The 348-nt window shown below is 61.2% G+C and carries 1 protein-coding gene; it reads left to right on the plus strand.

Going from position 1 to position 348, the window contains the following annotated elements:
• Positions 1–348, plus strand: a 348-nt coding sequence (locus BN1128_RS00970) for a helicase-related protein (RefSeq protein ID WP_042865720.1), incomplete at both ends; no start/stop codon positions are given.

A 348-nucleotide genomic window follows, 5' to 3' on the forward strand; every position in this document is an offset into this window, starting at 1 on the left:
CGAGCGCATCGAGCAGCTGGTTCACCCGTGCGACAAGGCCAACAAGATCGGTCTGCTGAGCCATCTGGTCACCAGCAATGACTGGCAGCAGGTACTGGTCTTCACCCGTACCAAGCACATGGCTAACCGTGTTGCCGAGACCCTCGACAAGAACGGTGTCAGCGCCGCCGCCATCCACGGCAACAAGAGCCAGGGTGCCCGTACCCGTGCCCTGGCCGGTTTCAAGGAAGGTAGCGTCAAGGTGCTGGTGGCGACCGACATCGCCGCCCGCGGTCTGGACATCGACAAGTTGCCGCAAGTGGTCAACTTCGAGCTGCCCAACGTGGCGGAAGACTATGTACACCGTAT

The sequence above is a fragment of the Aeromonas piscicola genome (assembly GCF_000820005.1).
Taxonomy (GTDB): Bacteria; Pseudomonadota; Gammaproteobacteria; order Enterobacterales; family Aeromonadaceae; genus Aeromonas; species Aeromonas piscicola.